The organism is Streptomyces sp. NPDC003697, assembly GCF_053587115.1.
Genome location: NZ_JBSFNN010000002.1, coordinates 146,730 through 172,191, shown reverse-complemented (window position 1 = coordinate 172,191; position 25,462 = coordinate 146,730). Strand labels below are relative to the sequence as shown.

Below are 25,462 nucleotides of genomic sequence, written 5' to 3'. Positions count from 1 at the left end.
CTCGGCCGTGTGCCCTTGGGACGAATGGCCGGCGACGGCGGTGCCGCCCAGCTCCACCTGGAGCCCGTCGGCCGCGGCCGCCTTCGCGGTGTCGGCCGCCGTCTGGCGGAAGGGACTCACGTTCAGGTGTGTGGGAAACGTCCTGGCGTCAGCCGGTCGCGCTGCCCGCGACCCACTCGCTCCACGGCATGTTCCAGTCGCTGAGACCGTTGTCCGGGGCCAGCTTCGTCGCGTCCTGGGAGTTCTTGACGATCACGACGTCACCGATCGTCGAGTGGTCGAAGAACCACGCGGCGGGCTGCTTGGCGTCGCCGCCGCCCTTGACGTCCTTCAGTCCCACGCAGCCGTGGCTGGTGTTGACCTTGCCGAAGACCGAGTCCGCACCCCAGTAGTTGCCGTGGATGAACGTGCCCGAGTCGGACAGGCGCATGGCGTGCGGTACGGCCGCGATGTCGTACGAGGGCTTGCCGTCCTTCTCCGTGAGGCCGACGCTCGAAGCGTTCATACGGATGTGTTGGAACTTCTCGGAGATGACCATCTGACCGTTGTACGTCGGGTGCTCGGGGCTGCCGGACGAGATCGGGATGGTCCTGATCGTCTTGCCGTCCTGTACGACGGTCATCTGCTTCGTCTTGGCGTCGACCGTGCTGATCTGGCTCCGGCCGATCTTGAATGTGACCGTCTTCTGCACGCCGTGGAGGTGGAGCTTGACGGTGACGGTGGAGCCGGGCTTCCAGTAGTGCTCGGGGCGGAAGTCCAGGCGGCCGTCGTTGAGCCAGTGACCGACGACCCGCTGGCCACTGCTGGAGCTGACCTGGATCTGCGACTGCACGGCGGCCTTGTCGCCGATCGCCTTGTCGAAGTTGACCGTCACCGGCATACCCACGCCGACGGTCGAGCCGTCCTCGGGTGAGAGGTGCCCGATGAAGTCGCCGGCCGGGGAGACCGTGGCGATCGTGGCGTTTGCGGTGGTGGAGCGCCCCTGGGCGTCCTCGGCCTCTGCGGCGACCTGGTACTTGGTGGCCCGATGCAGCGGGCCGTCCGGCTTCCAGGACGTGCCGTCCGCGGACAGGGTGCCCCGAATCTCGGCGCCGGTCGCGACGGCGGTCATGGTCACCTTGGTGAGTTTTCCGTTACTGACAGTGACCTGGACGGGGGCGTTGATGGCGACGTCGTGGGCGCCCTGCCCGGGCGTGATCTTTATTCGGGCGTCGGAAGCGTCCTGGGCGGCCGCCGGACCCACTGAAGCCGGCGTTTTTGGGGGGTTCCCGGCGTCATTGCCGCCGGTGGCGGCATTGCTCGTGCCACCGAGGGCCGTAACTGCGAGCACGCCGCCGAGTACGCCGGTCGCTGCCACCAGCCTGGTGCGTCGTTTGCGCGCCGTGATCAAACCTTCTCCCTGTCCTTGGTCCCTGCGTTTCCGGTCGCTGGTTGCCTGAGGAGCGCAACCACCTTTTGCATCACTTATACGCACTCATCGGCTGCAAATGGGCACATTGTGGCGAATCCCACCCGCCGTCGAGTATGCTGTCGAGGCTCTCCCCCGAGGCCGGACGGTGCGTAGCGGTCTGCACTTTCCGCCCGATGCCGGCCAGCCGTGCCCAAGGCCGCGATTTCCGGTTGGCGCTCCACTTCGACCCGGCGCCCGACCTGCCGCGGATCGCCCTGACCGACGCGCGGGTGATCGCCTCCCCGACGGGCGGAACCGGACACGCCCACCCCGCCCCTGTGGGAGCCGCACCCCAGCCTGCCGTACCGCCCGATCGACGATGCCCGTCCCGGCCGGCCGGCTGCGGCCGGCGCCGGATGTGTCGGGCGGGGGGTGGAACTGTGAGCTGCGTGTGCAGGTAGCGGTACCTCAGGTGTTGTTCACCACAGCACTGATGCAAAGCGCCACGGTCAAGGGGCTGCTGCAGGCCCCCGCAGATGCGTGTAAATGCAACGAATCTCCGAGGGAATACCCCCTGACCTGCTGTGGTGCCGGTGAAGGACCACTTCACGCCGTCTGTCTATGATCGCTAACGAGCTGACGCCCGCACGCCCGCATCCCGTTCTCGGGGAGCTCTTGGCGACCGCGAACGAAGCCGGTGGTGCGGGCCCGTGCGACGGCGACACGTGCGAAGAAAGGTGGACACCATGCCCCTAGGACTGCTCCGGCGTCGGCGTTCCCACGGCGCCTCTGGTGCCGCGCCGGGCCTTGCGGTGCCCCTGCCGCACGGTGCGGGGGCGTTCGGCTGCGAGGTCATCGATCCGATCGGGCAGCCCATGGGCGGCGCCGAGGTCACGGTGACCGCGCTGGACAGCCACCGCGTCGTGACGCGCGGCACCACCGACCCGTACGGCCTGTTCATGGTGACGCTGCCGCCGGGCTCCTACAGCGTCATGATCGCGGCCGAGGGCCTGTCCCCCGCCCGCGAGAGGGTGGACATAGCCGCCGGTGTGGCCCTGCCCCCGACGCACGTCGCGCTCCAGCCCGCGCGTCAGCTGGAGCTTCCGCCGCCCGGCACCTGGCTGTTCGATCCGCCTCACACCGCGATCCGGTTCATCGCCAAGCACGTGGGCATGGCGCACGTCCACGGCCGTTTCACCCGCTTCGACGGCGGCATCCGCGTCGCGCAGAACATGGCCGACTCGCAGGTGTCGGTGCGCATCGACGCCGCCAGCATCACCACCGGGAACAGGACCCGTGACAACCACCTGCGTTCCGCGGACTTCCTCGACGTCGACCGGTACCCGTTCATCGACTTCGTCAGCGACCGGTTCGTCTACCGCGGCGGCTCCAAGTGGACGCTGCACGGCACGCTGACCATGCACGGCACCAGCCGTTCCATCGGCCTGGACACGACGTACCTGGGCACGGTGAACGGCGGCTACGAGCAGGAACTCCGCTGTGCCGCGCTGGCGAAGGCGGAACTGCACCGCGAGGACTTCACCCTCAACTGGCGCTCGATGCTGGCCCGCGGCATCGCCGTCGTCGGGACGACCGTCCAACTGGAGCTGGACGTGCAGGCGATGTACCGCACGCCCGGCACACCCACGCCGCCGGAGTAGGCGAAGCGGTACGGCGGCCCCGGCGCCGGCGCGTCCATACTCGGGCGCCCCGGCGCCGGGGCTTCCTGCGGGAGAGGTCAGCCGCCCGCCCGCAGGGCGCTGAGCAGCATCGGCAGTGAGGCGTGCAGTTCGCGCTGCCAGTACGCCCAGCTGTGGGTGCCGGGTCCGTAGAAGTGCGTGGTCAGATTCTTCGCGCCCACCCGTTCGAGCTCGGCGGCGAGGGCGTGGTTCTGCCGGTCGAAGTCGGTTTCGACCGCGCTGGTGGCGCCTGCCGGGTCCAGGGGCCCGGCGGTGCCGTCGCCGCACGACAGGTACACGGGGATCGACCTGAGCCGCTTCGCCAGGTGGAACGGGTCGTGGGCCTGCCAGATGCGGCGCTGTGCGACCGGGTCGCCCCAGACGCGCAGCGGGTCGTTGCCCTGGCCGGCGAAGTAGCCCAGGATGCGGTCGGCCGACTGGTCGTCCAGCAGCGGGTGCACCGAGCCGGAGTACGCGGCGGTCGCCCTGAACATCCCGGGATGCCGGGCGGCGTACAGCAGGGCGCCCTGGCCTCCCATCGACAGTCCGGCCACGACGCGGCGGCTGCCGGCGCCCCAGTCGTGCTCCAGGAGCCGCCGCAGCTCCACGGTGTGGAAGGTCTCCCACGCGGGGTCGCCGCCCTGGCCGTGGTTCCACCAGTCGCTGTACCAGCCGTTCCAGCCGGCCTCGGGCATCACCACGAGCACGTTGCGCAGGCTGTCGGTCCCTGCGACGTCGGTCATGGCGGTCCACGACGTGTAGTCCCCGCAGCAGCCGTGCAGCAGCCACAGGGTCGGCCAGTGACGGCTCCGGTCGTACGGGTTCCAGCCGTCGGGTGTGAGCAGGCGGACCTTGACCGTGCGGCCGCCGAGGGCGGACGAGCGGACCGACAGGTCGACCTGCCGGTCCGCGACCTGCGTGACCGCGACGACCTCGGCGCCCCGCGATGTCGGGGAGGGGCCCCGCGAGGCCGGGGGAAGGGGACTTCCGGTGTCCCCGGTGACGACGGTGGAGGGCGGCGGCGCCGCGGGCCCGGCGGCGAGCGCCGGTGCGGTCGGCGGAAGGGTGAGGAGCAGGGCGGTGAGGGTGAGCAGGACGCGGGTTCGAAGGGTCGGGACGGCGGTCGTGGTCGCGAGCACGGCGGCTCCCTGGGTCTCGGGGCTGCGTGGACGGTTCGGCCGGGTCGGTCAGTTCCTGCCGGGGAGGATCAGCACCGCGTCACCGACGGGGCGTTCGCCGGCGGCGTCGGAAGGGTGGTTGAGCACGTTCCGGTCGACGACCATGGTGGTCGAGCCGCCGCCGTCGAGGTTGATCGCGTCGCGCAGTCCGAGTGCCCGGGCGACCCCGGCGCTCTCGGTGATGCTGAGTCCGAGTGCGCCGGTGCTGCGTCCGTCGGCGGTGACGAGCACGGTGCGGCCGGCGGCGTCCACTCCGGCGAGGGTGCGCGGGTTGCGCTTGTGCACCCAGCCGTAGTACCAGCTCGGGTCGCCCGGGTGCACCATGCCGTCGGTGGCCGGGGTGACGTGCAGCCGCCCGTCGCGGACCAGTTCGGGGCCGCCGTTGAGGACGCCGGTCGTGGGCGCGGGCGGGACGGGGTGCCCGCGCCCGTCCAGCAGTGTCGTTCTGATGTCCAGACGCCGGCCGGGCTGGGCCAGGCGGGTCAACTCGCCGACGCGCCGCCCGATCGCCTGCACGGAGCTGCCGCCTGCCGGAAGCGGTCCGCCGCGCGGCGAGCGCAGCTGGGCGACGCGGCCGTGTGCGTCCAGCACGGCTTCGGCTCCCGGGCCCTGCGGTGTCCGGTGGCCGAAGTCGGGTGTGAAGGCGACGAGTTCGTCGGGCTTGGTGCAGGTGACGTCGTGCAGGGGCAGCGAAGTCGGGATGTCGTGCTCGCCGCCGCAGTTCCTGATCAGGCCGGGTACGCGGTTGACGCCGTTGAGGTTCAGGGAGCCGTCCCGGCCGAGGAGCCGGCCCTGCCAGGTGAACCGGGCGACCTCCGTCTGCCGGCCGTTGCCGTGCAGCACCAGGCCGGGGCGCCCGTTGACCGGTTCGCTCAGCAGCTCTCCGTCGTAGACGCCGACGCCGGCCGGGTCCCCGGGGGCGCCCGCCCGGGGGTCGAGGACGAAGAATCCGCCGTTAACCGCCGCGGTGGCACCGGCCGCGTTCGACAGCTCGCTGGTCGTCTCACGGTTCTCCAGGTCGGGGCCGTACGAGGCCTGCAGACTCCCGCGGAACCGGCGTGGGTCGACGGTGAGCACGTCGACGCGCCACGGGCCCCGGTCGGCCAAGTCACCGTCCCAGCCGGTGTAGACGGCGGAGCCCGCGTACCCGGCTGCCGTCAGCCGCGCACGTTCGGATGTCGCGGCGGACTGCGAGCCGAACGATCCGACCCGGACCCGCCACCCGAGTGTGCCTCCGGCGTAGTCCGCCGTCCTCGGCGTCTCGACGTGCTCGACCCGGGCGTGGAAGCCGTCCCGCTCCAGGCGGGCGGCCAGTGCGTCGGCGCTCGCCATGTCCTTCAGCGCGGTCGGCGGCGCGTCCGGGTCCGGTGAGGTGTCACCGCCGGGAATGGACACCTCGACCGTCCAGCGGAGAGCGGGGTCGTCGGCGCCGCGGACGATGCGCGTCAGGGTGACGCCGGGCTGCAGGGTTGTGGTGGTGCGGGTCTCGGTCAGGTCGGAGGGGCCCAGCGGCAGGGCGTGCGACGGGACGGCGTGCCGGCCCGGTGGCAGGTGCGGGGACGCCTGCGCCGGCATCGCGCCCACCGTGGCGAGCACGCCGAGGACGGCAGCCGCAGCGCACAGTCTCTTCTTCATCTGCACCACCTGGAAGGATCGGAACGTTCCCGGGGCCGCCGTGCGGACAAGGGTCCCCCTTCCACGCCACAGCGCCCCGGTGTGGGCATCGGCCGGCGGGACCGCGCCGAGGGCTTCTTGCGACGACGGGCGCCACAACGAGCGCCAGAGAGGGACATGACAAGGCCTGACCGGTGGGCAGCCCGCGTCAGCCACGCATACGCGTCGGCCGTACTCGCTGCTGCCGGCGGATCGAGGAACGGATGCGCATCCGTCATTTCCCCACCTCGCGCTGACACGACTGCAGACAGTTGTTCACCGCACGCTGCATCACTATCGGCTTGATCCACCCCCGTCAAGATCCTTGGACGGGCCACTCGGCCATGCGTCCGCGTACGGCTCGTGGCCGACGGGTGCCCGCCCGCACGCCGCGATGCACGTGTACGCCCTCGTCGGAGCCAGGTCGGAGGAAGTCGGGGCGGCCATCTGTTCCGCCCGACGCGTGCTCGCAGTCGGAGCCGGGAGCCCGCCGGCGCTACGATTGCCTCGTGGTCGAACTAGCCGAACTCATAAGGGACTTGCGTCAGGAGCTGACCGAGGCGCTGACGGGCGGCCCGTCCGGGCCCCTGCGGTTCGAGCTCGGACCGGTCGAGATCGAGGCCACCGTCGCCGTGGGGCGCAAGGGCGGGGCGGGCGGCAAGGTGCGGTTCTGGGTCGTCGAGGCGAACGCCGACGGGCAGGTCGAGGCGTCGCGGACCCATCGGATCACCCTCACCCTGCAGCCCAAGCTGGTGGCGCCGGACGGAGCGCACCGCACTGTGCTCGTCACGGGGGACGAGGCCGACGGGGAACGTTGACCTGCCACGGACGCGGAGGCGCCTGTTTCAGCTCCTCAGTTCACTGACGTGTACCCGGCTGTGGCCGTACGCTGGTCGGCACTGGCAGTGGTGACACGATGACGGCCGGTGGCGGGGCGCTCCTCCCGGACAGCGGCGGAGTGCGACACCGGCCCGGCCTCGCACGGGCTGGACGGGGAGCAGGGGAGGTCACGGGGGTGGAAGTGCGCAGCCCTGCGCGGGTTCGCAACGAGTTGGTGGCCGGCGTCGTCGACGTACTGCAGGAGTCGTCCACGATGCGGCACGCCACCAGTGCCGACCTCCTGGTGACCATGCTCGGCCAGGAACTTGGTGCCCCGGTGCAGCCCTTCCGGACAGAGGCACTGCGGCCCTGGCTGCTGCACCTCGTCGAGACGTGCGTGCAGGTACCCGACGGACTGGCCTGCCTGGCACGTTGCCTGGAGTACGTGGAGCAGAGGTCGGTCGCCGTGACGGCGCTGTGGCGTCTGGTGGACGAGTGGGAGGCGGTCGACTTCTTCGAGGGAGCCGATCTGCACCCGCTGCGTCCTGTCCTCATGGAACTGCGCTCGTCGTCGGCGCTGGCGGCCATGGCCCGCCGGGCCAGCCGGTCGAGGACTCAGGAGCTGCCCCCCTGGTGCGACACGGGCTGGGCCGTGTTCCTGCGCCTGGCCGGGGACAACTCCGCGGCGAAGGAACTGTCGGCCGGGATGGCGTTCCTGTCCCTGGCCGCCGACCAGTTCATCGAGGACGGGCAGGTGGAGGCGGCCGAGCGGCTGCGCCGGTGGAACAGGTCCCAGGCCCGGGTCTGGGGCCTGGAGGACAAGCTGACGGAGTGGCAGCGCAGCAGCGTCATGGAGCCGGCGGTTTCCCTGATGCCCGCCTACCTGATGATCCAGTTCGAGCCCGACGGCGTGGACCCCGACCGGTACTACCTGTCCCACTGGCGCCAGTCCGATTCCGAGGGCTGGCACCCGGTCCCCGGGGAGACGCTGCATCTGCACCGCGACCAGTTGCCGTCGGAGGTCGAGTCGCTCATCGAGCAGACCGAGGAACGCTGGTCGGATCTGCGGCAACCGGTGGTACTGGAGTTCATCCTGCCGTGGGAATTACTGGGCGAGCCGGTCGAGTGGTGGCACAAGGAGTCCGACTCGCCCTCGCCGACCCCCTTGGTGATGGACTACACGGTGCTCGTGCGCAGTTTCGAGCGTCTGCGGAAAGCCGCCTGGCACCGCCCGTGGCACAACAAGTGGCGGCAGTTCAAGGAGAGGCCGGCGGACACCCACTCGTACTGGAACCGTCCCGGCCGCTCCCACTTCCACCTGGAGCGGGAGCTGAAGGAGGACGAGCAAGCCGTCTGTCTGGTGCTGAGCGAGCCGCCGGGCGCGGACTCCCCCACCGGGCGTCAGGAGTACCTCGCCGGACTGCGGGCCGGGGTACCCGCCATGATCTGGCACCGCGGCGACTGCGCCGATCCGGCCTTCAAGGAAGCGGTGGCCGACATCGTCCAGGACCGGGGACTCGGCGGGCTGCTGGAACGGGCCGGAAGATGGCGCAAGGAAGCACTGGCCATGGGTCCGGAGGGGTGGGACAACCACGTGGGGCGGCATCTCGCGATCCTGCTCGACGACCCGGAGCGCAGGCCCAGCCCCCCGGGACCCCGCCATGCGCCGGTGCAGCCGTGACCGCGCACGGCCGGGTCGCGGACGCACGGACCGTCCGCCTGCCGCGCCCGGGGGTGCCCGACGTGAACCAGCACGCTCCGGCCGGCCGGCCTTGCTCCCCCGCCGACTTCCCTACATCGCACACGCTTTCGCATGCACCCGGTGACGACCCTCGTGCGCACTTGCTCCGAGCGGGGAGGCGCTGCAAAGGTTTGTGCGTGGCTGTCACGCATGCCGGGAGTCTGCGCGACTCCACGACACTCTCATCGTCACTTCGACGCCTTGAGAGGTCCCATGCACGATGACGACGGGCGGCGACCGGCGCAGACGGCTCGGACACGTCGTGAAGCCGCCCATGTCCTGAGCCGGCTCGGGCGGCCGGACGGGCCGGAATCGCCCGAAGCGGTGCTCGTCGTCGACGCCCACCCGACGATGCGGGTGTGGGACCGGGCGGTCGAGGGCGATCTGGTCGACGAGCTGGAGCGGGCGGGTGACTTCTCGCGGGTGCGGCTGGTGCGCCTGCTCGGCACCGACGAGACGGCTCCGGCGCGGGTGCGCTCCGAGCAGCCGCTCGGCCCGCCGTCCGCGGACGCCCGCCGGGTGGTGCTGGTGCTCACCGACGGTCTGGCGGCGGGTTGGCGGCTCGGCGCGGTGCAGCCGTTACTGCGTGACTGGGGGCAAAGGGGCCCGGTCGCCGTGGTGCACCTGCTGCCGCCCCACCTGTGGTTCCGCACGGGTCTGAACGTGAGCCGCGTCCGTATCCGTGCGCCGCGGACGTGGGCGGCCAACTGTGCGTGGGACTGGGAGGAGCGCGAGGTCCCGGCAGGGCCGGGGGACGTTGAGGAGCCGGACGCCGAGGCGGCCGCCTCCGTCGTCGTGCCCGTGCTGGCCCTGACCGACCGGTGGGCCGCCGCGCTGACCCGTCTGGTGGTCGGGCCCGTACCAGAATGGCTGGATCTGTCCGCCGTTCAGGCCCGCGCGTGGAAGAGCCGGCCCGACGCGGCACGAGCCCTGCCGTGGGCGGAGGAGCTGCCCGACCCCCACAGCACCGTACCGGCCGCGGTGCGGGTCTCCGACTTCAGGGCCGCGGCCAGCCCGACGGCGTTCACGCTCGCCACCAGGCTGGCCGCGGCGCCGCTGAGCCTTCCCGTCATCCGAAGAATCGTCCTGACCACCCCGGGCGCGGGCCCGGTCCACGTCTCCGAACTGCTGATGAGCGGCCTGGTCCGGCCCACGACCGCGCAGGGAGAGGGACCGGCGGACGTGGCGTTCACCTTCGCCCCCGACGTCCGCGAGGAGCTGCTGGCCCAAGGGCGCCGCAGCGTCACCGCGAGGGTTCTGCACGACGTGCGGGTCCTGATGGCCGAGGACGACCAGGCCCGCTCCCTGCTGCCCCCGCCCGGCGAACCCCTGGAAACCCTGGCGATGCCGCGGGTCGACCGCCGCAACATCGCCTTCCTCCGCGTGGAGCTGACCGCTCTGCGGGCCTTGTCGGGGCGCTACCACCAGCGTGCCGCGATGTTGGCGAAGGTGCTGAGCTGGCACGATCGGCGATACGCAGTGAGCCTGGAGAAACCACCACGCAATTCGGCGGCACACGTGGCGTCCGGTTCGGCCCCGGCGGCCGTCGAACACGGTGCTGCGACTGGACCCCGTAACGCTTCCGAAGGAGCCTCGCAGATGTCGACACCACCCCAGCGGACAGTGGAGGGGGACCGCACGACACAGCCGCGCGTCTGGGGGAATCTGCCACCCCGCAATCCGAACTTCACCGGCCGCACCGCTTTGCTGGAGCTGCTCGCCCAGCGCCTCGGGGAGGGCACGACCACGGTGCTCCCGGAAGCGATCCACGGCATGGGCGGCGTCGGGAAGACCCAGCTCGCGATCGAGTACGCCTACCGGCACCAGTCCGACTACGACATCGTCTGGTGGATCCCCTCGGAGCGGCCGGGGCAGATCGGGCAGGCGCTGGTCGAACTGGCCCAGCGGCTGGGTCTGGTGACCACCACCGAGGCCAACATCGCCGGTCCCGCCGTCCGGGAGGCACTGCGCGAAGGCCGTCCGTACTCCAGGTGGCTGCTGATCTTCGACAACGCCGACAACCCGGAGCAGGTTCGCCACTACTTCCCCCAGGGAGGCAACGGCACCATTCTCGTCACCTCCCGCAACCGCCGCTGGGGGCAGGTGGGCGGATCCCTCGAGGTGGACGTGTTCACCCGCGAGGAGAGCAAGGAACTGCTGCGTCGCTCCGGACCGCCGCTGAGCGACGAGGAGGCCGACGCGCTCGCCGACGCGCTGGGCGACCTGCCGCTGGCCCTGGAGCAGGCCGCGGCGTGGCGGGCGGAGACCGGGATGCCCGCTTCGGAGTACCTGCGGCTGTTCGAGAGCAAGCGCATGGAGCTGCTGGAGGTGGCCCCGCCGCCGGACTACCAGCTCCCCGTCGCCGCGGCCTGGAACGTCTCCCTGGACCATCTGGAGACCCGCAGTCCGGCCGCGCTGCGGCTGCTGCAGCTGTGCTCCTACTTCGCCCCGGATCCGATCTCCCGGTCCATCTTCTCCGGTCTCGGCAACAGCAGCATCTTCCCCGAGCTGGACGCGGCGCTGAACGACCCGATCCGGTTGGCCCGCGCGATAAGGGAGGTGAACCGCTACTCGCTCGCCCGCATCGACCACCGTACGAACTCCATCGAGATGCACCGGCTGGTGCAGCTCGTGCTGAACAACCGGATGTCTTCCGAGGAACAGGTGCGTATGCGTCACGGCGCCCACACCCTGCTGGCCGCAGCCGATCCCAAGACGCCGTCCGACCCGGCCAGCTGGACCCGGTACGCGGAGCTGTACAGCCACGTCATCGCCTCCGACGCCATCACCTCGGACCAGCCCTGGGTGCGGCAGCTGGTGAGGAACGTCGCCCATTACCTCTACTGGTGGGGCGACCACGACGTGTCGCTCGACTTCTCCGAGCGGGCCTGGGAGTCCTGGCTGGGCATCTTCGGCGAGGAGGACCAGCAGACACTGCTGATGGGGCAGTGGCTTTGCTTCATGTACTGGGTGGTCGGCCGGTTCGACGACGCGGCCCGGCTGGTGAGCCACCTCAGAGAGGTCTACGAGCGCACGGCACCCGCCGGGCAGGAGGACACCCGCGAGGACGCGCTCGACGCCCTCCAGCTGGAAGCCGCCGTACGCCGGGTGGAGGGCAGGTTCGCCACCGGCGCCGAGCTGGACAGGATCGCCTACGAACGGGCGCACCGGGCCTTCGGCGAGGACGACCCGACCACGCTCAACATCGCCCACAACCTGGGCGTGAGCCTGCGCCTGGTCGGCGACTTCCAGCAGGCGCTCGAACTCGACCGCCGCACACTCGGCCTGAAGCTGCGCCTGTTCGGCCGGGAGGACCGGCGGACGCTCCACAGTGAGAACAACGTCGCCATCGACGTCCGGGAGACCGGGGACTACATCGGTGCGCGCGCCCTGCAGGAATCGGTGCTGAGCGCCTACCGCGACGTGTTCGGCCGGGGCAACCCGGCGACGATCGAGGCGATGCGCCAGCTCAGTGAGGCCTGCCGCAAGGAGGGCGATCACGTGCGCGCGCTGGAGCTGGCCACCGAGGCACACGCCCAGTTCACCCGCCGCTACGGCGAGACCCACCCCCAGTCGCTGGCGGCCGCGCTGACGCTGTCCGTCGCGCTGCGCCAGAACGGCGACCTCGAGGCGGCCCGGAACCGGGGCGTCAAGGTGAGCGAGGGGTACCGGAAGATCTACGACCCGCACCACCCGCACGTCCTGTCCGCGGACGTGGACCTCGCCGTCACCCTGCGTCTGCTCGGACAGGCCGACGAGGCGCGCCGTCTCGACGAGGCGGCACTCGGCTCGCTCACCGACCGGCTCGGTGCGGGACACCCCCTCGCGCTCGTCTGTGCCATCAACCTGGGCAGCGACCTGGCCGCGCTCGGGCAGCACGAGGAGGCGCGGCGGCGGAGCGAGGACTCCCTGGCCCTGTGCCGGGTGACCTTCGGTGAGGACCATCCGACCACGCTGGCGTGTGCCGGCAATCTGTCGATGGACCTCGTCTCCCTCGGTGCCCGGGCACAGGGCACCGCGCTGCGGGAGGACACCCTGGAACGCATGGAGCGGGTGCTCGACGCACCGCGTCTGCGGGCGGAGTCGGGCACACGCCACGCGGCCACGGTGCAGTTCAGGGACGGTCAGCGGGCCAACTGCGACATCGACCCGCTGCCCCTGTGAGCCGGCGCGGCCGGGTGGTCGCCGCCGCCCGGCCGTCCGGTCTGCCGGGTGGAGCAGGCTCCCGGCCGGGGAAACGGACGGCGGCCCGCTAACCGCTCTGCGTGGCGCCGCGTCCCAGCCAGTCCGACAGACGGACGGGGTCCGCGCGCGTGCCCGTCGCCGCCTCGAGGGCGTCCTGCACGGCCCGGGCCCGTTCCGGATGCCACAGCAGCAGCCGGGACGCGGCCGTGTGGGCGGGGTCGTCCGCCAGGGCCCGTCCCAGCCCCGGCCAGCCGGCCGCGGAGGCCTGCTTCCGGGCCAGCCGGCCGGCGAACGCGGCACGGGCCGCGGCATGGTCGTCGCAGACGAGCAGCACGTCGGCCTCGTGGGCGCCGTCGACGCCGCCGGCGTCGCCGTCGAAGGGGGCTGCCGTGTGCCGCCAGGTGCCACCGGGATCGCTGAGGCGGTACCTGGCGAGGACGGCCGCCGTGTCCAGGGAGCGTGCCTCGGGGTCTGGGGCCGTCGAGGGCTCGGCGGCAAGGGAGGCCGGCGGCCGGGGGTCGCCACGCCGCCAGGCACGCACCGCCTCCTCGACGGCGGCGGCCGGCGGCCGCAGGTGGTGCGCCCGCCAGCGCGCCCGGTGGTCCTGGGCGGCGTCGAGGGCCCGTCGCAGCGGCGTCTGAGGCACGTCGTCGCCCATCCACTCCGCGCACCGGGCGTGCAGGCACTCCACGACACGGCGGCCCAGCGGGGTCAGCCGCTCGTGCCCCCGGACCTGTTCGAGTGTGGACCACACCTGGGCGCGCCACAGCGCGAACTCGAAGTGGGCCAGCGGGGCGTACGCCGGGGCGGCGGCGTGCCGGTGGGCGCGCCAGAACCGGGTGACCCCGAAGAAGGCGTAGATGCCCTGGAGCAGCCCGCCGAGCGGTCGGGGATCGTCGCGCCAGGGGGCGTACAACAGGTCCTCCGGGGCCGGGGGATGCGGTGCGGGGGAGGTCAGCGGCTGCAGATGCATCAGACCGCCCAGCTTGGTGTGCTGGAACTCGTGCACCAGGGTGGCCGCGAGCTGGGCGGCGTCGTCGGGCCGGGAGGCGGTGACGGCGCCGAACGCGTCACCGGCGGTGCTGCTGTGCGGCCGGAACCTTTCCCTCGTCGGGGTGGGAGCGAGCGACATCAGCCCCCGGTGCATGGCCTCGGCGCCTTCCGGATCGTCGCGCCGCAGCACCTGCCAGGCGTCGGCGAGGAGTGACTCCCACGACGCCGCCTCCGCCTCCGCCATCGGGCGCGGTTCACTCGGGTGGGGGAAGGTCCGGTAGGGATCCAGCTCCTCCAGCACCAGAGGCTTCGCCGCTTCGCGCGACCCCAGGGCCACCCGGCGCAGTGGGAGCCAGCCCGGGCCGCGCCGGGCCAGGTCGGGACCGGCCTCCACCTCGCCGTGCGTGCCGGTGATGCGCAGGCGCCCGTCGGTCCCGGTAACACGCGCGGTGGTCCACGGGTCCGCGGCCGGCAGGACCGCGCAGCCCAGGGTCGGCAGCGGAACGAACCCGCGGCGGACGGGGACGGTGATCGCGAAGTCCAGTCCGGCCCGCGCCGCCGCGGCGGCGGCCAGTGCCGCGAGGTGGCCGCAGACCACCCACTGCGGAGCGTCCTCGTAGGCCCGGCCCCTGGCACGGCGCACCGCGAGAGACACCCACATGCCGGTGTTCGGGGACATCAGGACGTCTTCGAAGGCCTCGGGCGCCCGTCGCTGGGCGCGCGTCAGCAGGGCCCACGCCTCGCCGTACCGGACGGGGCCGCCGCCGCGTGAGGGGTCCTCGCTCCGGAGCTCGTCGTCCAGCGCCCGCAGCAGCAGGAGGCGGCGGCTGCGCTCCGCGTTCAGCAGCTGCTCCACCACCGCGCTGTCGCCGTCGCCGCGCGCGAGGGCCAGGACGTCGGCGGAAGAGAGCCCGTGGAAGGGCAGGCGATCCCCCCGTGTGGTGGCTCTAGCGGCCACGGATCCCCCACTGCACCGTTTCCGGTCACCTCGTCTGGTCAGTCGAAGCGGGACGGGTTGTACGACAGCGTGATGGCCTGCGGGCCGTCGATGTGGTGCAGCAACTGCTCCAGCGACTCGGTGAAGGCCGTACCGTCCATGGAGCGCAGTGCTTCCAGAGGGATTCCCGAGAGATCGACGAGATCGGACTCGACGGCAGGCATCGTCTGCTCCATGTCTGCCAAGTCCCCTCCTGTACCCACGAAATCACCGCTGCCGGTGCCTCAACCATGATGACCCAGCGCGGCACAAGTCGAAACCCCGTATCCGTGCCGCGCCGCGAGATCAAGTCACGTATGCCGCCGGGCCAGTCGGGACGCCGCCTCGTCCACGCGGTCCGTCTCCGGCGAAGGCCCCTCCAGCAGGCGCACCGCTTCCAGCAGTTGGTCGAGTGTGCCCGGGTAGCGCAGGCAGGTACGCACGATCCCGTAGAGGTCCATGCGCAGTCGCGGGTCCCGGGGAGCGTTGGCCGCGACCCGGTCGCTGATGCTGTCGAGGACGAGCCCCATGCCGCTTCCGCCGCGCAGCGCCGGCAGAGCGGTCAGCGCGTCGACCAGCGGGGCCAGTTCACGCAGCGGCACGTCCGGGGGCAGCCCGGCCAGGACGGGGACCGGGAGAGGACCCTGCGTACCGCCTGCGGGGGCGAGTGCGGAGCGCGACGGCAGGCCGGCGTGTTCCTGGAATCGCTCCAGTTCGGCTGGGCCGAGCGCGTCGTACCACCGCTCCACCCGGCCGGATGCGAGCCTGCCCAGGCCCTCGGCGCGGTGGTGGGCCCGCACCACACCGATCACCGCCCCACCGCACCACACGGCAGCTCCGGACATGCCCTCCCACGGGGAGCGATCCGGCTCCACGTCGCCGGGCGGCGAGGCAACGACCAGTTCCAGTGTGCCCTCGCGCCGGTTGGACAGCACGGAGACGGTGCCCGAGACATGGCAGGAGTCCCGGTACTGGCTGGGAGAACCGTCGTCGAAACGTCGGTCGCGGTCCTCACGCAGTTTGAAGCGAGGAAAGCCCATGGCGGTGAAGGGCAGCAGCACGTCGCCCTCGGGCACCGCGGCGTAGGGCGGCGGGTCGGCGGCCGGTAGTGCCCCGGGCGGCGCACCCGCGAACTGCAGGAGAGCGACGTCGGCGGCCTCGGACCGCACCATGACGTGGGCCTCGGCGCTCCACTCCCCCGGCAGGTCCGCCTCGAAGCGCACCCTGACCGCGGCCACCGGCTCCTGCACGACGTGCGCTGCCGTCAACACACCGCACGGGCCCACCCGGTACCCGGAGCCGCGCCGGCCGGGCAGCCGGCCGGGACGCTCCACCAGCACCTCGGCGACTCGCGCAGCCTGGAGTCCCAGCTCCCCCGTATTCGCCACGCGCCTCCCCTACCCGTCGGCCGTGATGGGTACGCGCCACGTCGGGCGACCTGCTCGCCACCGAGGGCGTGCGCCGAACCGTGCAACAGTTTTGAACGCGTTCAACTCTTTGGTCTAAGCTCCCTTCCAGACGACAGAGGGGTGGCCGATGAAGATCGTGATTCCCGGTGGGACCGGACAGGTCGGCGCAGTGCTGAAGCGCGCACTCGGCAGCGCCGGCCACGAGGTCGTGATTCTCACCAGACGACCCCGGCGCGAGGGTGAGATTCCGTGGGACGGCAAGACCCTGGGCCCGTGGACGGCGGCGGTCGACGGCAGCGATGCCGTGATCAATCTGGCCGGGCGCGGCGTGAGTTGCCGGTACACGGCGGCCAATCTGCAGGACATGATGGACTCCCGGGTCGACTCCACCCGGGTCGTAGGTACCGCGATCGCGGGCGCCGCCCGACCGCCCAGGGTGTGGCTGCAGATGAGCACCGCCACGGTGTACGCGCACCGCTTCGACGCCCCCAACGACGAGGTCAGCGGTGTGATCGGCGGCACCGAAACGAACGTGCCGGACTACTGGGCCTACAGCGTCGAGATCGCCAAGGCCTGGGAGCAGGCTCAGCAGCAGACCGAAACGCCTGCCACCCGCAAGGTCGCCCTGCGCTCGGCCATGGTGATGAGCCCGGACCCCGGCGGCGTGTTCGCCGTCCTGCTGGGACTGGCCCGCCTGGGTCTCGGCGGGCCGGTCGCCGGCGGAGCGCAGTACGTGTCGTGGATCCACGAACACGACTTCGTGCGCGCGGTGGAGTTCCTGATGGAGCGGGAGGACATCACCGGGCCGGTGAACCTGGCGGCCCCCGAACCCCTGCCACAGCGCGCGTTCATGCGCGCACTGCGCTCCGCGTGGGGTGTGCCGGTGGGTCTCCCGGCGACCAAGTGGATGGCCGAGGTCGGCGCGTTCGCTCTGCGTTCCGACACCGAACTGCTGCTGAAGAGCCGCTTCGTCGTCCCGGGCCGGCTGACCCAGGCTGACTTCGACTTCCAGTACCCCCAGTGGCCGCGGGCCGCCGTCGAGTTGGTGCGCCGAGTACGCAACACCGGATCCGCGGCGGTTCACCGGCACGCCGGTGAACCTTCCGGCCCGCCGGCCGATCCGGCAGCACCGTCGGGCAGTGGCCGGCCTCAGTCGGCCCCGGCCCCGCAGATCGCCTCAGCCGTCGGTAGCCTGCCGGGCCCTGTCCGCAAGGAGCGTGGTGGGGAGAACGGCTGCGGCAGGCTGACGCCCCCGGCACGGATCAAGCGCCCACCGCTGAGCCGCTGATCCCCACGCGCAACGACGTGGCATCCGGCTCTGCCGAGCGCTGATGGACGGCACCGGCGACCGCCGTCCACCTCCCGGCTCCCCGAAGCCGGCGAATGCTCCGGTCAAAGTCCCCTCCTCACCACGCCCTGCGGTTCGCCGTTCACCGTTACGGCCGGATCGGCCTCCACCACCCGCACGGACATGTCGATCGGTGCGGGGCGGGCGTTGGCTGATTCAGCCGCCGAGACATGGCGGACGATCCGACCCGGACCCGCCAGCCGAGGGCCCCCGGCGTAGTCCGCCGTCCTCGGCGTCGACACCTTCTCCACCCGGGCGGCGAACCCATCCCACTTCAGGCGGGCGGCCAGTTCACCGGCGCTCGCCTCGTCCTTCAGCGCGGTCGGCGGCGCGTCCGGGTCCGGCGAGGTGTCACCGCCGGGGATCGACACCTCGACCGTCCAGCACAGAGCGGGGTCCTCGGCACCGCGCACGATGCGGGTCAGGGTGACGCCGGGTTGCGGAGTCCGGTGGTGCGGGTCTCGACCAGGCCGGAGGGGCCCAGCGGCAGGGCCAGGCCCGAGCGCTGCGCCCGCGACGGCGCGGACGGGCCGACGTCGGCAAACTCCTGCCTGGGGGCGCCACCTTGTAGCCCCCTGTACATCGGTTCGAGTGGCTACCATCGGCGCGGTCGGTAGTGGATGTGGCCCGGGGGAAGGAAGCGGGACGGTGGCGTGGGATGAGTGGGAGCAGCTCAAGACCGAGGCGCTGGAGCACCGACAGGGCGACACCCGGATGCAGCTCAACCAGTATCCGGCCGGTGAGGGGCCGACCGGAGCGCCCCCGTTGCCCAGCCAGACGGGTGACCTGAAGATCACGCAGCAGGACCTGGCCAAGATCGGCAGTCACGCCCACACCCTCCACAACCAGTTGCCCTGCTGCGCACGGGCGACTACGACGACGACTGTGTACCGCTCCCCCGCTCTGTCCGCAGTGACCGTCCTTCTCGGCGCCCTCGCCCTCACGGCCTGCTCCGGTGGGGACGGTGGTGGTGAGGAGCGGGCGTACGACGTTCCGGGTGTTCTGTGCGGGATACCGCTCGACCCCGGGTTCGTGGAGCCCTTCCTGCCCGGTGGCAAGACCCTGAGCACGAAGGAGTCGGCACCGAGCGGCGGGGCGAAGCGGTGCGACGTGCTTGTCGACGGCGACCTCGCTCTGCGCCTGACCCGTACCTGGTGGGCTCGCGGGGAGTCCGCCTCGTCGGTGGCGACCGGCTACTCGGGGATGGAGGGCGCCAAGGTCTCCGCCGATGCCCGCTTCGTCCACTCGGGCACCGGAGCAGTCGGCAAAACATCCTCCTGCGCATCCGACGACCACCCGCGGCAGAACCTCTACGCAGTGATCCAGGTACTGGCGCCCGACCGGGAGGATCCGGCCGCCATGCAGAAACTGATCACCGCGTTCACCGAAGCGGTCGAGGAATCCAAGGACTGCGGCTGACCGAGCGCGTGCCCCCGGCGCACCGTCGACCGGGCACCTGACGGTGAAACCCGTGTTGTCGCGGCGGCTGAGCCGGTTACCGTCGGCGGTCGTTGAGGTAAGAGGTGACCGTGCCATCGGATTCGGTGGTGCCGATGACCGCGTCCGGCCGGACCGGCGTGACGGCGTGCGGGATTCCTGCCGGGATGCCGCTGGGCACGGTCGGGCGCATGGCTTCCCCCTGGGTGGCGGTCGATCGCGAGTGGGCCCGGTGCGGCGCGCCCGCCGGGCCCCATTTCCTCGTCCGTCCGCTGCCTCAGCGCTCGACGGCCATCCGGACGAAGCTGCCCCATGCCCTGGGGCGAACGCGATTCTGGCCGCTGTGGGTTGCTTGGAGTCCCGGACGAGGACTGCTTCGGAGGCCGCAGCGACCTCAACGCACTCCCCGCCCTCGCCGCTGCTGTAGCTGCTCTTGAACCACGCTGACTCCGGAACGGTCAGCTCGCTCACTCGGTGGGTCATCTCTCTCCCAGGAGTCCCTCGGCGAAGGCCAGCGACTCACATCGGGTTCCTCCTGCCAGGCCGGGAGTGACCATCTGCTGTCAGCGAATTTGCCTGGCCGGGCGGTGATCCCGGTGCTTGTGTGTCGGCATGGAGATCCTGGTTCTGGGCGGAACGGCATGGGTGGGTCGGGAGCTGTCGCGGCAGGCGGTCGAACGCGGCCATCGGGTGACCTGCCTCGCGCGCGGCGAGAGCGGAGAGGTCGCGGACGGAGCGACACTGGTCGCCGCCGACCGGCGCGATCCGTCGGCGTACGAGCCCCTGCTCGACCGCGTGTGGGACGCGGTCGTCGAGGTGTCATGGCAGCCGGGCTTCGTCCGTGGAGCACTCGATGTGCTGAGCGGCAAGGCCGGGCACTGGGTGTACGTCTCGTCCGGCAACGTCTACGCCTCCCACGCTACGCCTGGGGCGGACGAGTCCGCGGCCCTGCTCGCCCCGACCGACCGGAGCGCGGTCGACAGGGAGTTGTACGGCGAGGCGAAGGTCGCGTGCGAGCAGGCGTCGACGGCCGCTGTGGGCGACCGCCTCCTCATCGCACGAGCCGGGCTCATCGGCGGTCCGGGCGATCACAGCGGGCGCTCCGGCTACTGGGTCGCCCGATCCGCACGCGATCCGCGAGGGCCGATGCTGGTCCCCGACACACCGGCCATGCCCACCCAGGTGGTCGACGTGCGGGACCTCGCTTCCTGGCTGCTCGACTCCGCGGAGACGGGAACAACCGGCACATACGACGCCGTCGGCCCGGTCGTTCCGTTCGGGGAGTGGATCGAGCTCTCCCGCGCCGTCGGCGGGCACACCGGTCCCGTGGTGACCGCCGAGTCGGCGTGGCTGCTCGCCAACGGCGTGGCCCAGTACATGGGGCCCGAATCGCTGGCGATGTGGCTGGTCGAGCCGGGCTCGGAAGGGTGGTCGGCCCGGGACGGGTCCTCGGCGCGTGCCGCGGGGCTGCGTCACCGGCCCCGGGCGGAGATGCTGGCCGACACGCTGCGCTGGGAACGCGAGCAGGGGCTGGACCGGACACGGCGCGCCGGCCTCAGCGCGCAGCGCGAGCGCGAGTTGCTCGACGCCCTCGGCTGACGACGCTGGACGCGGTGATCCCTCTCCGGGGAAACTGGCCGCGTACCAACGGGGCTCGGGGGCGAGCGGGCGCGAGCGCAGGACGCGGGGCGGGGCAGGTGCCGGACAGACCGATCGCGGGCCGCTACGAGCTGCTGGAGCGGCTCGGCAACGGCGGTATGGGCGACGTGTTGCGGGGCTACGAGGCGGTGCTCGACCGGCCCGTCGCCGTGAAGCGGATCCGGCCGCAGGTCGTCGCCGCCACAGCTGGCCGAGGAGCTGGAGCGGCGCTTCCGCCGCGAGGCCCGGATCACCGCCCGCATCCAGCACCCGGGCGTGACGCAGGTGGACGACGCGGTCCTCGACAACACGTCCGCGCCTCGCCCACGCCGCCCACTGCCGCGGCGGACTCGGCCAGGTGACCGAGGCGCTGGCGGAGCTGCGGCGGGCCTGGAGGTGGAACGGGCCGTCGAGAGCGACGTCAACGACACGGCCGTGGAGCTGCGCCGCGACATCGGCATGCTGCTGAGCCAGGGCGACCCGGAGGAGGCGCGGGCTTGTCTGGAGGCCCTGTACGAGGACGTCGTGCTCGTCCACGGCCCGCGCCACGACGTGGCCGCCGAGGCGGCGGAGGTCCTGGCCATGCTCCGCCGCGAACTGGACGGCGGGTGACCGGCGCGGCCGGGCCCGGGAGAGCCGCGGCGGCGTGAGTCAGTCGAAGAGGGCAACGAGTCCATTCACCCAGATCGCGAGGAACACAAGCGCCGCGATCAAGCAGCCGACGCCTGTCAGCACGCCACCGACCGTCCACGGCTCGGACGGCGCCTCGCACTCCTCCTCCAGGGCGTCCCGGTAGGAGGCGGGGTCGTCCCAGTCGACGGGGTGCCCCAGCTCCTCGGCGCAGGCGGTCCGCACCGCGGCCAGCCGGCCCCGCGCGAAGGCGGTGGCGGCCTTCGCCTCGGGGCCGTGCCAGGCCAAGGCCTTCATCCGCCACCCGCAAGACCCGTACCGCGCCTCGAAGGCGGCGGTCTCGTCGGCGTTCCGGTCCTCTTCGAGGTACATCCAGCGGCCGGCCTCGGCGGCGTCGCCGTAGAGCCGGTACACCTCGGCCAGACGACGACGGAGCGTCAGGTCGTGCGGGAAGGACGAGATGAGACCCCGCAGGCGCTGACGCGCGACGGGAATCCGGCCGGCGGCCAGGTCTGCATCGACTCGGGCAAGGGTCTCTCTCAGGGGCACGAACCCATGATCAGGTACCGCACTGACCCGCGTCGACCTGGTTTCGCCGCCCAGCACTCGCTCGATCTCACCTTCCACGACGGAGCGGCCGCCCGGTCACACCATGCACTCCCACGCCGTTCGCCATCGAACGACATAGGTGTCCTACCCGCCCGCCCGCTTGTCGACGGCCGCTCGTCAGAACTTGCGGCTCACAGACCATGGCTGGGTCGTGCGAGTCCGGTGGCGCCGGTCAGGTGGGACGGCGCGCCGACTCCTCGAGCCGTTCGACCAGTTCCGCAGCCATCGCCTTGATGGTTTCCAGCCCCTTGCGCCCCCACGGTTGCGGGTCATGGTCGACCACGCAGATGGTGCCGAGCACCACGCCGGTGCTGTCTATCAGCGGTGCGCCCAGGTAGGAGTGGATGCCGATCGCGTCGACCACCCGGTTTCCGGCGAACCGCGGGAAATCCCGGATGTCCTCCAGCACCAGCGCCCGGCGGCGCTTGACCACGTGCGGGCAGATGCCCATGTCGATGTCGCGGGGCATGACACGGCCGGGAACCGGCTCCTCCAGCAACGGCGGTCCCACGTGCACCGGGGTGTCCTGTGCGGCGCTGTACAGCCCTGCGAAGTACTGGCGGTCGGCGTCGAGGAAGAAGTTGACCCCGGCATAGCAGCCACCGGTGCGCTGTGCCAGCTCCCGTGCGAAGGCGTCGAGTTCCGTATCCGGACGGGCTTCGATGCCCAGCGCGCGCAGCCGCTCGGATCGGGTACGCACCTGTGGGTCCTCCGGGGGGAGGAGCAGATGGCGCACGGCGATCCCGGACTCAGGCCCGGAGGAGGGGTGGGGCGGTGTCGCTGCCATGGGAACTCCTTGTCGTGATCAGGTGCTGGATCAGTTCGAGCAGCACGCGGATGCCCGAGTTCTGGACGCGAGCGTCGCACAGCGCCACCGGCACTTCCTGCCGGAGGTCGAGCGCGGTCCGCACCTCCTCCGCGTGGTAGCGGTGCGCGCCGTCGAACTCGTTGACGGCGACGACGAAGGGGATGCCGCGTCGCTCGAAGAAGTCCACCGCCGCGAAGGAGTGCTCCAGCCTGCGGGTGTCGGCGAGGACCACCGCCCCGAGCGCCCCCTCGGAGAGTTCGTCCCACATGAACCAGAAGCGCTCCTGTCCGGGTGCGCCGAACAGGTACAGGACATGGGACGGACTGAGGGTGATGCGGCCGAAGTCCAGGGCCACGGTGGTGGTGGCCTTGTTCTCCACTCCGTCCAGTCGGTCCGTGGCCGCGCTGACGGCGGTCAGCATCTCCTCAGTGCTCAGCGGCTCGATCTCGCTGAGCGTGTTGACGAAGGTGGTCTTTCCCACGCCGAACCCGCCGGCGACGAGCACCTTGATTCCCGTCGGCAGGGCTTCGGCGGGCAGCGGGTCACAGTTGTTTGAGGAGGGCATCGCGTACCGCTTCCAGGAGGTCTCGATCAGGTCGTGCGTAGTGGTCCGCAGAGGGCGGGGGCGCGTGGCCTGCGACCACCGCGCCACCCTCAGCCAGATCGGACAGCAGCACCTTGACCACGGCGGCCGGCACCTGCATCCGGGCCGCGACCTCGGCGACGCTCACAGGGTTCTCGCACAGCGCCAGCACCTGCGCATGCTCCAGGCCGAAGGTACCTTCCGTCTGGGCACCCGTGGCCCGCACCACGGTCACGAGCGTGAAGTGGGACGTGGCCCTGGTACGGCCGTCGCTCACGGTGTAGGGACGGACCAGCCGCCCGACCGCTTGGTTGGTCAGCGGTCCGTCGGGGAGGACCGGCTTCATCGGTTACCCCACCACGTGCCGCGGCGGCGTGGCCAGGTGCGGGCGCACGCTCTTCACCATCATGCCCATCTCGTAGCCCAGCACCGCCGCGTCCGCCTCGCGTCCGGCAAGCACCGCCAGCACCGCGCCGCGCCCGGCGGTCGAGACGAACAGCAACGAGGTGCTGAGCTCCGTCACTATCTGTCGCACGTCGCCGCCGTCGTCGAAGTGCCGGCCCGCGCTGCGCGCCAATGAGTACAGCCCACTGGCCAGCGCGGCCAACTGGTCGGCGGCGTCCGCGTCAAGCCCCTCCGCTGCCTTCACCAGTCCGTCCGAGGACAGCAACAAGGCGCTTCGGGTGTGCGGCACCCGGTTCACCAGACCTGTCAACAGCCAGGAAAGGTCTTCGCTCGCCACGATCGTGTACTCCTCTTTCGGCAGAAGGAAATGGCTTGCTGGACGGGGCCCCGGGCCTTCAGCCCGGCCCTCGGGTGTCAGAGCGTCTCCGCTTCCTCGGCCCTGCGCAGTCCGGTCTGGAACGCGGCCATGAGGCCGGGGTCGTGTGCGACGTCCCCGGAACTGCCGGCGCTGGGGACCGGGTGCGGCTGTCCGACGGCGTGGTCCCGGCGTCGCTGAGGCAGCCGCGGACGGTCGTCCTCGCCGTCGGAGGGCATCCGGGCGGGCTGCGGTTCGGAATCGGACACGAGCGGATCCGCGACGACGGTCATCACTGTCGCCGAGGGGTCCGTCGCCTCGGGCTGCACCGGGTCGTGCGGCACCGCGTCAGGGGTCGCGACAGCGGAGTGCTCGGGCGCGGGAGCTGCCGGCTGCGGGCCGAGCAGTGCCGTGGGCAACACCATGACGGCCTGAGTGCCGCCGTACACGTTGTTCTGCAACCGCACGGCGATGTCATGCCGCTGGGCCAGGACCGAGACCACGTACAGGCCGATCCGGCCGTCCTGCAGCAGCTCGCCGAGGGCGACCTTGCCGGGTGCGCCCAACACCGTGTTCATTTGGTTGCGCTCGGCCGCCGACATGCCCAGGCCTCGGTCTTCGACCTCGATCGCCACCCCGGCAGCGACGGACTCGACCCGCACGTGCACGGTGGTCTGGGGCGGTGAGAAGACCGTCGCGTTCTCCAGCAGCTCGGCCAGCAAGTGGACGACGTCGACCACGGCGTGGCCGCTGACCGTTCCGTCAATGGGCGGGACCAGCTTGACCCGGGCATACTGGTCGATCTCGGCGACGGCGGAACGCAGCACGTCGGTCAGGCTGACGGGACGGGTCCACTGGCGGTGGGTGTTCGCACCGCCGAGCACGGCCAGGTTCTCGGCGTAGCGGCGGATCCGGGTGGACAGATGGTCCACCCGGAACAGACCCTTGAGCAGGTCGGGGTCCTCGACCTCGTTCTCCAGGCTGTCCAGCAGCCCTATCTCACGGTGCACCAGTGACTCGAGTCGACGCGCCAGGTTGGCGAACACCTCGAACTGCTCCAGCTTGGCACTGTGTTCCGCGCCGAGCGCACCGGCGGCGGTCTCCAGCAGGGCTGTCTCCGCCTCGTGCCGGGCCGCAGCGATCTCGAATCCGAGCCGGGAGAGCTGGTCCGGGCCGGTCTGCGGGGGCAGTTCCGGCCGGCGCCGCACAGGGGGCTCCCCGGCCCTCAGCCGACGGAAGAGCGACTCCAGTTCGGCTCTGCCCTCGGCTGTGGTACGGATCAGCTCGGCCAGCTCGGCACGGTCCCGGTCGGCCGCACGGGACAGCTCCGTCCAGTGCTTGGTGACTGCGCGTGCCTCCGCCGAAGCCCTCACACCCGCGATTCCCGCCGCCACGGCGCCGATGAGGGCCACACTGCCGGACATCGCCATCTGGTCCGTCCGGTCCAGGTGGCCATCACCGGCCAGCGCGGTGGCCACCGCACCGGCCACGGCGACCACGCCCGGTGGCAGCACGGACCACAGCATCGGACGCCGCCTCGCGGACCCGGCTCGCGACTCGGCCGTCACACGGGCGGTCACGGGCGCGGCCGGCCGGTCGTCCGGCGGCGTGAAAGGATCGGGCATA

19 protein-coding genes and 4 pseudogenes are annotated in these 25,462 nt (G+C 71.6%); 9 read left to right on the top strand and 14 right to left on the bottom strand.

What is annotated here, in order from left to right:
• Positions 1–148: 148 nt before the first annotated feature.
• The gene (locus ACWDNY_RS01605; protein ID WP_451643669.1) at positions 149–1,390 is read right to left on the bottom strand and encodes an Ig-like domain-containing protein; all 1,242 of its coding nucleotides are present in this window, start codon (positions 1,388–1,390) and stop codon (positions 149–151) included.
• A 746-nt stretch (positions 1,391–2,136) separates the two neighbouring features.
• Between ACWDNY_RS01605 and ACWDNY_RS01600 the strand changes: the two genes are divergently transcribed.
• Positions 2,137–3,051 (top strand): YceI family protein, encoded by a 915-nt coding sequence (locus ACWDNY_RS01600; protein ID WP_451643668.1) that lies wholly within the window; start codon positions 2,137–2,139, stop codon positions 3,049–3,051.
• A 77-nt stretch (positions 3,052–3,128) separates the two neighbouring features.
• Here ACWDNY_RS01600 and ACWDNY_RS01595 read toward each other — a convergent pair whose 3' ends face one another.
• The gene (locus tag ACWDNY_RS01595) at positions 3,129–4,208 is read right to left on the bottom strand and encodes an alpha/beta hydrolase (RefSeq protein WP_451643667.1); all 1,080 of its coding nucleotides are present in this window, start codon (positions 4,206–4,208) and stop codon (positions 3,129–3,131) included.
• A gap of 48 nt (positions 4,209–4,256) precedes the next feature.
• Positions 4,257–5,882 carry a phosphodiester glycosidase family protein gene (locus ACWDNY_RS01590; protein WP_451643666.1) on the bottom strand — a complete coding sequence of 542 codons (1,626 nt, stop codon included), beginning with the start codon at positions 5,880–5,882 and terminating at the stop codon, positions 4,257–4,259.
• Positions 5,883–6,409: 527 nt separating this feature from the next.
• Between ACWDNY_RS01590 and ACWDNY_RS01585 the strand changes: the two genes are divergently transcribed.
• The 3 genes from ACWDNY_RS01585 (at position 6,410) to fxsT (ending at position 12,624) form a co-directional block, all read left to right on the top strand.
• Positions 6,410–6,718 carry a trypco2 family protein gene (locus ACWDNY_RS01585; protein ID WP_451643665.1) on the top strand — a complete coding sequence of 103 codons (309 nt, stop codon included), beginning with the start codon at positions 6,410–6,412 and terminating at the stop codon, positions 6,716–6,718.
• 197 nt (positions 6,719–6,915) lie between these two features.
• Positions 6,916–8,400, top strand: coding sequence for a VMAP-C domain-containing protein (locus ACWDNY_RS01580; RefSeq protein WP_451643664.1), 1,485 nt, complete (start codon positions 6,916–6,918; stop codon positions 8,398–8,400).
• Between the two features lie 273 nt (positions 8,401–8,673).
• Positions 8,674–12,624 (top strand): FxSxx-COOH system tetratricopeptide repeat protein, encoded by a 3,951-nt coding sequence (gene fxsT / locus ACWDNY_RS01575; RefSeq protein WP_451643663.1) that lies wholly within the window; start codon positions 8,674–8,676, stop codon positions 12,622–12,624.
• 88 nt (positions 12,625–12,712) lie between these two features.
• On the opposite strand, the gene ACWDNY_RS01570 is transcribed toward fxsT, so the two are convergent.
• The 3 genes from ACWDNY_RS01570 to ACWDNY_RS01560 all read right to left on the bottom strand — a co-directional run bounded on the left by ACWDNY_RS01570 (position 12,713) and on the right by ACWDNY_RS01560 (position 16,002).
• Positions 12,713–14,596, bottom strand: a complete 1,884-nt coding sequence (locus ACWDNY_RS01570) for an HEXXH motif domain-containing protein (RefSeq protein WP_451643662.1) — start codon at positions 14,594–14,596, stop codon at positions 12,713–12,715.
• 38 nt (positions 14,597–14,634) lie between these two features.
• Complete coding sequence (locus ACWDNY_RS01565; RefSeq protein ID WP_451643661.1) at positions 14,635–14,820, bottom strand: hypothetical protein; 186 nt, start codon at positions 14,818–14,820, stop codon at positions 14,635–14,637.
• Positions 14,821–14,925: 105 nt separating this feature from the next.
• Complete coding sequence (locus ACWDNY_RS01560) at positions 14,926–16,002, bottom strand: effector-associated domain 2-containing protein (RefSeq protein WP_451643660.1); 1,077 nt, start codon at positions 16,000–16,002, stop codon at positions 14,926–14,928.
• 148 nt (positions 16,003–16,150) lie between these two features.
• Between ACWDNY_RS01560 and ACWDNY_RS01555 the strand changes: the two are divergent.
• Positions 16,151–17,101, top strand: a pseudogene (locus tag ACWDNY_RS01555) (TIGR01777 family oxidoreductase); the annotation flags it as partial.
• Positions 17,102–17,549: 448 nt separating this feature from the next.
• On the opposite strand, the pseudogene ACWDNY_RS01550 reads toward ACWDNY_RS01555, so the two are convergent.
• Positions 17,550–17,954 (bottom strand): annotated as a pseudogene (locus ACWDNY_RS01550) (phosphodiester glycosidase family protein); the annotation flags it as partial.
• Positions 17,955–18,019: 65 nt separating this feature from the next.
• Between ACWDNY_RS01550 and ACWDNY_RS01545 the strand changes: the two are divergent.
• Positions 18,020–18,790, top strand: coding sequence for a hypothetical protein (locus ACWDNY_RS01545; protein ID WP_451643659.1), 771 nt, complete (start codon positions 18,020–18,022; stop codon positions 18,788–18,790).
• Positions 18,791–19,180: 390 nt separating this feature from the next.
• Here the strand turns inward: ACWDNY_RS01545 and ACWDNY_RS01540 are convergent.
• Positions 19,181–19,291, bottom strand: a pseudogene (locus ACWDNY_RS01540) (DUF397 domain-containing protein); the annotation flags it as partial.
• Between the two features lie 129 nt (positions 19,292–19,420).
• Between ACWDNY_RS01540 and ACWDNY_RS01535 the strand changes: the two are divergent.
• The 3 genes and pseudogenes from ACWDNY_RS01535 (at position 19,421) to ACWDNY_RS01525 (ending at position 21,058) form a co-directional block, all read left to right on the top strand.
• Positions 19,421–20,407, top strand: a complete 987-nt coding sequence (locus ACWDNY_RS01535) for an NAD-dependent epimerase/dehydratase family protein (RefSeq protein ID WP_451643658.1) — start codon at positions 19,421–19,423, stop codon at positions 20,405–20,407.
• A 98-nt stretch (positions 20,408–20,505) separates the two neighbouring features.
• Positions 20,506–20,758: pseudogene (locus tag ACWDNY_RS01530) on the top strand (serine/threonine protein kinase); the annotation flags it as partial.
• A gap of 84 nt (positions 20,759–20,842) precedes the next feature.
• Positions 20,843–21,058, top strand: coding sequence for a hypothetical protein (locus tag ACWDNY_RS01525; protein WP_451643672.1), 216 nt, complete (start codon positions 20,843–20,845; stop codon positions 21,056–21,058).
• Between the two features lie 39 nt (positions 21,059–21,097).
• On the opposite strand, the gene ACWDNY_RS01520 is transcribed toward ACWDNY_RS01525, so the two are convergent.
• The 6 genes from ACWDNY_RS01520 to ACWDNY_RS01495 form a co-directional block, all read right to left on the bottom strand.
• A complete protein-coding gene (locus ACWDNY_RS01520; RefSeq protein WP_451643657.1) occupies positions 21,098–21,625 on the bottom strand; it encodes a DUF6584 family protein in 528 nt (175 codons plus the stop codon).
• A gap of 232 nt (positions 21,626–21,857) precedes the next feature.
• Positions 21,858–22,472 carry a GAF domain-containing protein gene (locus ACWDNY_RS01515; protein WP_451643656.1) on the bottom strand — a complete coding sequence of 205 codons (615 nt, stop codon included), beginning with the start codon at positions 22,470–22,472 and terminating at the stop codon, positions 21,858–21,860.
• Positions 22,435–23,058 carry a GTP-binding protein gene (locus ACWDNY_RS01510; RefSeq protein WP_451643655.1) on the bottom strand — a complete coding sequence of 208 codons (624 nt, stop codon included), beginning with the start codon at positions 23,056–23,058 and terminating at the stop codon, positions 22,435–22,437. Before ACWDNY_RS01510 ends, ACWDNY_RS01515 begins: the two co-directional genes overlap by 38 nt.
• Complete coding sequence (locus ACWDNY_RS01505) at positions 23,036–23,422, bottom strand: DUF742 domain-containing protein (protein WP_451643654.1); 387 nt, start codon at positions 23,420–23,422, stop codon at positions 23,036–23,038. Before ACWDNY_RS01505 ends, ACWDNY_RS01510 begins: the two co-directional genes overlap by 23 nt.
• A 3-nt stretch (positions 23,423–23,425) precedes the next feature.
• Positions 23,426–23,818 carry a roadblock/LC7 domain-containing protein gene (locus ACWDNY_RS01500; RefSeq protein ID WP_451643653.1) on the bottom strand — a complete coding sequence of 131 codons (393 nt, stop codon included), beginning with the start codon at positions 23,816–23,818 and terminating at the stop codon, positions 23,426–23,428.
• A gap of 77 nt (positions 23,819–23,895) precedes the next feature.
• Positions 23,896–25,362, bottom strand: coding sequence for a sensor histidine kinase (locus ACWDNY_RS01495; RefSeq protein ID WP_451643652.1), 1,467 nt, complete (start codon positions 25,360–25,362; stop codon positions 23,896–23,898).
• Positions 25,363–25,462 lie beyond the last annotated feature (100 nt).